Below are 8,310 nucleotides of genomic sequence, written 5' to 3'. Positions count from 1 at the left end.
TTGGGGTGGAGGGCAACTGCGCCCAGGAGCCGGGGGTCAAGGTCAACCGCCTTGACGGTAAACCGGGACGACTCGAGGTCGCAGCCCACTTGCACCGCACCTTGGACGCCCACCGCTGCGGCGGCGTCGAGGGCGTCCCTGATGCCCACGGTGAGCTCCGCGTCGGGAAAGTCCAGATGCGTGTGGTTGTCCATGACCGACACGGGCAGCGGCTCCGGTGCGGGCGGATACCCGCTGCGTCCGGTACCGTCAGTTCCGGGCGCCCGGAACGGGACGGGAGTGAGGGGATTGAGCATTCATCCACCCTAACCGGCGCCCAGAAATCCCCGGAACTCTCTGTCAGGCCCGGCAGTTGTGTTAGTAGTCTGTAAGTACTCTGTTATTTCCCCGTTAGGAAACAGGCGAACGCTGCTGCGGGGTCCGGCGGCCGCTGGCGGTCGGTTCCGGGACCCACCAGGGCTGAAAGGCTGCCGATGGATTACCACCGCACTTCCGTAGACGACATCCTCCCCGAAGGACAGAGACTCCCGGGCCGCCCCGGCCTGGACCCAAACGCAGCCGGACACCGGTCCTCGGCGCCGGCTATGGACGCGGACGCCTTCCACTCAGCCAGCACCCGGATCCTGACGGCCATTAATACGGTCATTGACGGCAAGGCTGAAGCGGCCAAGCTGGCGCTCACCGTGCTCCTTGCCCAGGGCCATCTGCTGCTGGAAGACGTCCCGGGGGTGGGCAAGACGCTGCTGGCCAAGACCCTGGCCCGCACTATCGACTGTTCCGTCAACCGGATCCAGTTCACGCCGGACCTGCTCCCGTCCGACGTCACAGGCGTGTCCATCTACAACCAGGCGACCCGGACCTTCGAGTTCCGGCACGGCGCGGTGTTCGCCAATATCGTCATCGGGGACGAAATCAACCGCGCCTCGGCCAAGACCCAATCAGCCCTCCTGGAGTGCATGGAGGAGCACCAGGTCACGGTGGACGGCACGTCCTACCGGCTGGATGAGCCGTTCATGGTGGTGGCGACGCAGAACCCCATTGAGATGGAGGGCACGTACCCGCTGCCGGAAGCGCAGCGGGACCGCTTCATGGCCCGGATTTCCATGGGCTACCCGGACCGTGAGTCCGAGATGGAGATGCTGGAGACCCATCAGGCATCCTCTCCCCTGGCCCGCGTGACGGCAGTGGTCACCGCGGCGGAAGTGGCCGCCATGATCGCCACGGTGCAGCAGGTCTACGTGTCCCGGTCCATCAAGGAGTACACGGTGGCCGTGGGACGGGCCACGCGCGAAAGCGCGCTTCTCCGGCTCGGCGCCAGCCCGCGGTCCATGCTTCAGCTCCTGCGTGCGGCGAAGGCCACCGCCGCACTGGAGGGCCGGGACTTCGTGCTGCCGGACGACGTCGTCAGCGTCGCCGAAGCGGTGCTCGCCCACCGGATCATCCTCGACCGCAAGGCGGCCAGCGCGGGCGAAACGCCGCAAAGCGTCATCCGGGCCATCATCGCCAAGATCCCCGTCACGCCGGAAGTGACGGCTTCAACCAACGGAACCGGCCGCCCTGGTCGGAAGCAGGCCTCAGCCATGGCAGCCGCGCCCTCACCCAAACTGCCGAATCCGCGCTAGGGCATGGTTCCGCCGTGGCGTTGAGGGATCGGTTCCCCGGACACTTCTTCAGCACCCGCGGCTGGGGCCTGCTCGGAGCGGGTGCGCTGTCCCTGCTGGCCGCGCAGATCATGGGGCGCCGGGATTTGCTGGCGCTGGCCGTACTGCTGCTGGTCCTGCCGGTGCTGGCCCTGGCCGGAACCCGGGTCCTGAAGCCGAGGTTCCAGGTCTACCGCGAATTCAGCCCGTCGCCGGTCGAAACGTCCGCGCGCACCACGGTGCGGCTGGCCGTCGCGCGGACCGGGGCCGGTACAGGCCACGCGATCATGGAGGAACACTTGCCGGCCCGGTTCGGCGAATCCCCGGTCTTCCGTTTCCCGGCCCGTGCGGCCGCCGGCGGCACCAGCCGCTATGAGTACCACCTTCGCTCGGCCCGGCGCGGCCAGTTCCTGATCGGGCCCGTCACGGCGGAGTTCAGCGACCCCTTCGGGCTGTCCTTCCACCGCCATGCGATTGACGACGGCGACCTCCTCACCGTGACGCCCGCCGCTGTGGAGCTCCCCGAGACAGGGCTCGCCGGTGCCCGCGGACACGACGGCGTCACACCCACCCGGGCCCGGGCCAATCCAAGCGACGATGACGTCATGACCCGCGAGTACCGGCACGGGGATCCGCTGCGCCGCGTGCACTGGGCCGCGACCGCCCGGCACGGGTCCCTCATGGTGCGGCAGGAGGAATCCGTCACGACCCCCGAGGCAACGATCATCCTGGAGCAGCGCCTCTCGGCTTTTCCCCACGGCGTGTTTGGCCACAGCGCCCACTCCCCGGGCGGCCACTCGGGGAGCGGGGAGGGCGACGGCCATGACTTGCTGACCTGCGACGCCTTCGAATGGGCTGTCACGGCGGCGATGTCGATCGGCGCGCACCTCGCGGAACGCAACTACTCGCTGCGGTTCCTGGACAGCGCGGGCCGGCCCGCCTTCCGGAATTCTCCGTCCGCTCCCGACCCGGAAGCCGAGGAGTACACCGGAACGGCCGGGCTGCAGTCCATCGCGGAAAGCCTGGCCGCCATCGAACTTTCCGGCCCGCACCACCATCACCACACCCGCCCGCCCCGTGACCGCGCCCAGGGGCCGCGGCCGCAGTCGCGCCCGCAGGAGGCCAAGGCCGGACCCAACGCCCCGCAGGTCTTCGACGACGCCCTGATGGTCAAGCTCTCCGCCCACCGCTTGCGGGGACCGGTCCTGGCGGTCCTGGGCAGCCTGTCCCTGGCCGAGGCCCGGGCGCTGTCGCCGGCAGCCGGGTTCGGGGCGAACGCCTTCGCGCTGCTGGTCACGGACCAGGCACAGGATTCCGGCGAAATGCCCGAGGTACTGGAGGCCTTGCGGCTGGGCGGGTGGCGGGCCGTGGCGGTAACTGCGCGGAGCCCGCTGCCGGATGCATGGGCGGCCTTCGACCAGGCAGACCCGGCGATGTCCTCCGCGGCCGACGTCCGCCGCGGCGTGGGGGGCCGGCCATGACGCTCGCGCCGCACCGCAGCTCCGGATCTGACGCCGGCCCGGCCGGCACGGAAGAACCGACAGTCCTGTCCCCCGGCGTGACGTCCCGGCCGGACGGACCCGGCGCCCAGCCCTGGGTGATGGGGACCGCCGTCGCGGTGGCCGTCGCGGGCGCCGCCCTCGGCTTCAACGGCGTCCTGCGTGGGTGGGCCTGGTACTCCCCGGTGTTCAGTGTCGTCCTCTCCGTCGCGTTCTCCATGGCGGTGCTCCGGTCGCTGCGGGCCCGGACCTGGCTCGTGGCTGCCGGCGGACTGGTGGCGCTCATTGTGGCCCTGACCTTCATTTTCTTCCGGCAGCACAGCATTGCCGGGTTCATTCCGTCGCCGGAGACCATGAATTACCTGGGAAAGTTCCTCCGGCGGGCCAGCGAAACCGTCCTTGCCGAGAGCACCCCGGTGGCCCCCAACGCCGGCATCGTCATGCTGATCTGCGCGGTGCTCGGGCTCCTGGTGATCCTCATCGATGCCCTGGCGTTCCCGCTGGCGCTGCCGGCCACGAGCGGGCTGGGGATCCTGGCAATCCTCGTGGTACCGGCCATGGTCAAGCCGCAAAGCGTGGGAGTGCTGGGGTTCGTGGGCGCCGCCGTCGGGTATCTGCTGATTCTCGGGTGCAGCCACTGGTTCACGCCGGATGCCCGCACCCTGGCCGACACGGCCCGGAACCCCGGGCAGCTCCGGCGCGGCGCGATCACGGCCGCCGCGGCGTTGACCGTCACGCTCCTGCTGCAGCCGGTCATCCCGGGTTTCGACCAGGGCACGTTCCCGCAAGGCTCGCGGCTGAACCCGTTCGGCAGCGCCACCGGCCTGAATCCGATGATCAGCCTGGGCACCAGCCTGCGCAGTCCCTCGGGCGAGGGCCGGATCACCTTCGCCACAAACGCGCCGACGACGCCGTACCTGCGCTCGGTGACGGTGGACAACTTTGACGGCGATTCTTGGTCCCCCGATGACCGGGAGTCCACCCGGCAAACGGGGACCGGCAGGATCGAGTCCGGGCTTGACACCGCCCCGACAGAGCTCCGGGTGATCACGGCCGTCAACACCGGCCAGTACACGAGCCCGTACCTGCCCGCGCCGTATGCGCCGGAAGCGGTCAACGGCCTGACGGGGCGCTGGAGCTGGGATCCTGCGACGCTGAGCATCAAGGGGGTCGACACCAATTCCCGCGACCAGCAGTACCTGGTCACGTCCGTCACTCCGCAGCTCACGGCGGCGCTGTTGGCGCGGGCTTCCGAGCCGGTGCGCGGGATCCCGGAGCAGTTCCTGCGGCAACCGTCGAACGTTCCGGAGGTTGTGAGCAGCACGGCCAAGACCGTGACGGCCGGAGCAGCCTCGCCGTATGCGAAGGCCATGGCCATCCAGCGGTACCTGCGCTCCACCGAGTTCGCCTACTCCCTGCAGTCCCCCGTGCAGGGCGGCTACGACGGGAACGGCCTGTCCGTGCTGGCGGACTTCCTGAACCAGAAGAGCGGCTACTGCATTCACTTCGCCTCGGCCATGGCCGTCATGGCCAGGCTGGAGGGCATTCCGAGCAGGATCGCCGTGGGCTACGCCCCGGGACGCCCCACCGGGGCCACGGTGGCGGTCTCGGGCCAAGGTCCGCTTCCGGAGTTCGAGGTCGATGCCCGGGACGCCCATGCCTGGCCGGAGCTCTACTTCCAGGGCGTCGGCTGGGTCGCGTTTGAGCCGACGCCGTCCCGCGGCCTAGTTCCGGCCTACGCCACGGAGGCCTCCTTGCCCAGCGGCGCCAGCACCAACGAACGCAACGACGCCCTGACCCCCGGGGACGGTTCCACCCCGGCACCGTTCCCGGTCCCCGGCACGGTTCCGGCGCCCGGGGCCGGCACGCCGGCGCCCGGGGGCACGCAGGTGGCACAGGCGTTGTACGGCGTTGGTGCGGCGCTGCTGCTGGCACTGCTGGTGGCCTCCCCGCGGCTGGTGCGCAGCGGCGTGCGGCGCCGCAGGCTGAGGACGGCGGCCCGCGGCTATCCCGGCGCCACGGCAGGAACGGCCCTGCCGGCCTGGGCGGAACTGCGGGACTTGGCCACGGACTACGGCGTGGCGCCCGGAGCGAGCGAGACGCCGCGGCATTTCTCGGAGCGGTTGCGTGCCTCGGCAGCGTTGGGGGAACCCGACGGCGAGGATGCGCCAGGGCAGCGGGCCGCGGCCGCGCTGACCGAGGACTTTGAACGTGAGCAATACGGCCGCCCGGGCGGCGCCGGGGGTCCGGCGCAGAACGCAGACTCCCCGGATCCGGCCGACTCCGCCGCGGCCAGGATCGCCCTGGTGCAGGCCTCGCTGCGGGCCAACGCGGGGGCACTGGTCCGGCTGCGCGCGGCCTGGCTGCCGCCGTCGGTCATCTCCGGCTGGCGGCGGGCCCTCCCGCGGCCCCGCCGGCTCCTCGCCCGCACAGCACAACGCACCCGGCGGGGGCTCGCAGGATCCTGGGGGAAGATCCGCAGCTCCGTCCGCCGGGTGCGTCGCGGCTAGGTTGTGGGCTTAGCCGGCGTAGGGGTCGGCGATGCCGATGTACTGGGTGTAGAGGTATTCCTCGATGCCCTCGAGGCCGCCCTCACGGCCCAGGCCGGACTGCTTGACCCCGCCGAACGGTGCCGCGGCGTTGGAGACCACGCCGGCGTTCAGGCCCAGCATGCCGGTCTCGAGCCGTTCGCCCATCCGGATGCCGCGGTTCAGGTCCCGGGTGAAGACGTAGGCCACGAGCCCGTACTCGGTGTTGTTCGCGAGCCGGACGGCCTCGTCCTCGGTGTCGAAGGTGATGATCGGGGCGACGGGTCCGAAGATTTCCTCGGACAGGATCCGGGTGCCCTCGGTCACGCCGGTGAGGATGGTGGGCTGGTAGAAGTAGCCCGGGCCCTCGACCGCGGAACCGCCGGTCACCGCGACCGCGCCGGCAGCGACGGCGTCGGTGACGAGCTCGTGGACCTTGTCCCGGCTCTTCGCATCGATCAGCGGGCCGACCTTGGATTCGGCCTCGGTGCCCCGGGCCGTGGTCATCTGCGCCATCTTCGCGGCGAACTTCTCCGCGAACTCCTCCGCGACGGACTCGTGCACGATGAACCGGTTCGCCGCGGTGCACGCCTCGCCCATATTCCGCAGCTTCGCCAGCATCGCCCCGGCGACGGCGGCATCGACGTCGGCGTCCCCGAACACCACGAACGGGGCATTCCCGCCAAGCTCCATCGAGGTCCGCAGCACCGTCTCGGAGGCGTCCGCCAGCAGCCGGCGGCCGACCTCGGTGGAGCCGGTGAAGGACAGCTTGCGCAGGCGCTGGTCCTTGATCAGCGGCCCGGTCGTGGCACCGGCGGTGGAGGTCGGGATGACGTTCAGGACACCGGCGGGCAGCCCGGCCTCGACCATCACGGCCGCGAAGAGCTGCGAGGTCAGCGGGGTCAGGTTCGCGGACTTGAGCACCATCGTGCAGCCGGCCGCGACCGCGGGGGCGATCTTGCGGGTCGCCATCGCGAGCGGGAAGTTCCACGGCGTGATCAGCAGGCACGGGCCCACCGGCTTCTTGGTCACCAGCAGCCGGGACTTCCCGTCCGGGGAGACGGAGTAGCGGCCGAACGCGCGGACAGCCTCCTCGGAGAACCAGCGCAGGAACTCCGCCCCGTAGGTGACCTCGCCACGGGCCTCGGCCAGCGGCTTGCCCATCTCCAGGGTCATCAGCAGCGCGAAGTCCTCCGCCCGCTCGGTCACCATCTCGAACGCGCGGCGCAGGATCTCGCCGCGTTCCCGGGCCGGGACCTTCGCCCAGGACTCCTGCGCGGCAGCGGCCGCGTCAAGGGCCGCCATGCCGTCCTCGGGACCGGCGTCGGCAATGCTGAGCAGGACCTTCCCGGTGGCAGGGTCCTCGACGTCGAAGGTCTTCCCGGACGCGGCCGGACGCCACTCGCCGTTGATCAGCAGGCCCGTCGGAACGGACGCCAGCAGGGCGCTCTCGCGCTCCGCGGAAACAATAGGCTGGGCAGTTACAGTCACAATGACTCCCTCGTCAGCAATTCGGTTGGCCCTAGTTTGTTGGCACTAGTTGGTTTGAATTAGTTTTTGGCTTAGGCGCTCGTTCCCGCAGGCAGGCCCGGGCGTCTGGATTACTGCCACGGTACTGCTGCGCTCACGGGCAAGTCTATGCATGCGCGCACTACCCGATCCAGAATATGCTGTGCAGCTGCACAACTGTTCCATGCTATCCGCGGGGTCCGGATCCAGCTGGCCGGTGCGGCTCAGAGCCGCCCGGAGCCCGCGGCTTTCATCACCGCGCGGCGAGCACCGCGGCATAGAGTTCGCGCTTGCTGACTTTCGCGTCGTCGGCCACGGCGGCGACGGCCTCCTTCAACCGGATGCCTTGGGCTATCAGCCCGTTGACGGCAGCCACGTGATCTTCGGGACGGCCTGGTTCGCGTTCGGGAGCACCGCCCACCACCACCGCGATTTCGCCGCGCACCTCGTTGGACTCGGCCCATTCGAGCAGTTCACGCAGGGTGCCGCGGATGACCTCTTCGTAGGTCTTGGTCAGTTCACGGCACACGGCGGCCCGGCGGTCGGCGCCGAAGCTTTCGCGCAGGGCCCTCAGCATCGGTTCGAGCCGGTGCGGCGCCTCGAAGAACACCATGGTGCGCCGCTCGGCGTCGAGGTCCGCCAGCCGCGAGGAGCGTTCGCCCGCCTTGCGGGGCAGGAACCCTTCGAAGCAAAAGCGGTCCGTCGGCAGGCCGGAGAGGGCCAGGGCGGTCAGCACGGCGGAGGGACCCGGCGCCGCAGTGACGGTGAGCCCGGCCGCCACGGCACCTTCAACCAGCCGGAACCCCGGGTCCGACACGGACGGCATGCCCGCGTCGGTCACCATGACCAGAGTCTTGCCGGACCGGACCTGTTCCAGCAGGTCCGCGGTCTTGGCCACCTCGTTGTGCTCGTGATAGCTGATGATCCGGCCGGCCACGGTGATGCCGAGGTTCTGCACGAGGCGGTGCAGCCTCCGGGTGTCCTCCGCGGCAACGATGTCCGCCGTCGTAAGCAACTCCACGAGCCGCGCCGAGGCATCGCCGGCGTTACCGATCGGCGTCGCCGCGAGGACGATCCTGCCGGGGCCGCCACGGGCGGAAACAGGGGCCGGAACGACGGCGGCCCCGGCAGGAT

General features: G+C 70.2%; 5 protein-coding genes and 1 pseudogene. 3 read left to right on the top strand and 3 right to left on the bottom strand.

Annotation, left to right across the window (positions count from 1 at the left end):
• Nucleotides 1-296, bottom strand: a pseudogene (locus tag LQV16_RS21990) (deoxyribonuclease); the annotation flags it as partial.
• A gap of 177 nt (nucleotides 297-473) precedes the next feature.
• Here LQV16_RS21990 and LQV16_RS21985 point away from each other — a divergent pair.
• The 3 genes from LQV16_RS21985 to LQV16_RS21975 are packed head-to-tail and all read left to right on the top strand — an operon-like array spanning nucleotide 474 to nucleotide 5,649.
• Complete coding sequence (locus tag LQV16_RS21985; protein ID WP_229995982.1) at nucleotides 474-1,622, top strand: AAA family ATPase; 1,149 nt, start codon at nucleotides 474-476, stop codon at nucleotides 1,620-1,622.
• Between the two features lie 14 nt (nucleotides 1,623-1,636).
• Nucleotides 1,637-3,121 carry a DUF58 domain-containing protein gene (locus tag LQV16_RS21980; RefSeq protein ID WP_229995981.1) on the top strand — a complete coding sequence of 495 codons (1,485 nt, stop codon included), beginning with the start codon at nucleotides 1,637-1,639 and terminating at the stop codon, nucleotides 3,119-3,121.
• Nucleotides 3,118-5,649, top strand: coding sequence for a DUF3488 and transglutaminase-like domain-containing protein (locus LQV16_RS21975; protein WP_229995980.1), 2,532 nt, complete (start codon nucleotides 3,118-3,120; stop codon nucleotides 5,647-5,649). Before LQV16_RS21980 ends, LQV16_RS21975 begins: the two co-directional genes overlap by 4 nt.
• A 9-nt stretch (nucleotides 5,650-5,658) precedes the next feature.
• Here the strand turns inward: LQV16_RS21975 and LQV16_RS21970 are convergent, their stop codons facing one another.
• Both LQV16_RS21970 and rsmI read right to left on the bottom strand, forming a co-directional pair.
• Entirely contained in the window at nucleotides 5,659-7,158 is a 1,500-nt protein-coding gene (locus LQV16_RS21970; RefSeq protein WP_229995979.1) for an NAD-dependent succinate-semialdehyde dehydrogenase, read from the bottom strand.
• A 271-nt stretch (nucleotides 7,159-7,429) separates the two neighbouring features.
• A complete protein-coding gene (gene rsmI / locus LQV16_RS21965) occupies nucleotides 7,430-8,251 on the bottom strand; it encodes a 16S rRNA (cytidine(1402)-2'-O)-methyltransferase (protein ID WP_229995983.1) in 822 nt (273 codons plus the stop codon).
• Nucleotides 8,252-8,310 lie beyond the last annotated feature (59 nt).

It is taken from the genome of Arthrobacter sp. Bi26 (assembly GCF_918697925.1).
Taxonomy (GTDB): Bacteria; Actinomycetota; Actinomycetes; order Actinomycetales; family Micrococcaceae; genus Arthrobacter.
This window is presented reverse-complemented; position numbering and strand designations above follow the sequence as displayed.